General features: G+C 53.0%; 1 rRNA gene. It reads right to left on the bottom strand.

The window, feature by feature from the left end:
- A 23S ribosomal RNA gene (locus tag AC1VOR_RS22965) occupies positions 1-586 on the bottom strand; the annotation flags it as partial.
- Position 587: the final 1 nt, after the last annotated feature.

Here is a 587-nt window from a genome sequence, read left to right as displayed (position 1 = left end):
CTCTGACTTCTTGTAAGCACACGGTTTCAGGATCTATTTCACTCCCCTTCCGGGGTGCTTTTCACCTTTCCCTCACGGTACTGTTTCACTATCGGTCGCTAGGAAGTATTTAGCCTTACCAGATGGTCCTGGCGGATTCATACGGGGTTTCACGTGCCCCGCACTACTCGGGATCCGTCTCGGAGAGAGCACACTTTCGATTACAGGGCTTTTACCTTCTTTGGCGGGCCTTTCCAGACCTCTTCGTCTAACATGCTCCTTTGTAACTCCGTGTGAGACGTCCCACAACCCCAAGGAGCAAGCTCCTTGGTTTAGGCTTCTCCGCGTTCGCTCGCCGCTACTGACGGAATCACTTTTGTTTTCTCTTCCTCAGGGTACTTAGATGTTTCAGTTCCCCTGGTCTGCCTCTTCACTGCCTATGTATTCAGCAGTGAGTGACTGGGTATTACTCCAGCCGGGTTTCCCCATTCGGACACCCCCGGATCAAAGCTTGCTTACAGCTCCCCGAGGCAGTTTCGTTGTTCGCCACGTCCTTCTTCGGCTCCTAGCGCCTAGGCATCCTCCGTGTGCTCTTAGTAGCTTAACCA

Source organism: Paenibacillus sp. 1SOY10 (assembly GCF_056836745.1).
The sequence above is the reverse complement of the archived record's forward strand: the minus strand, read 5'-3'. Positions and strand labels throughout refer to the sequence as shown.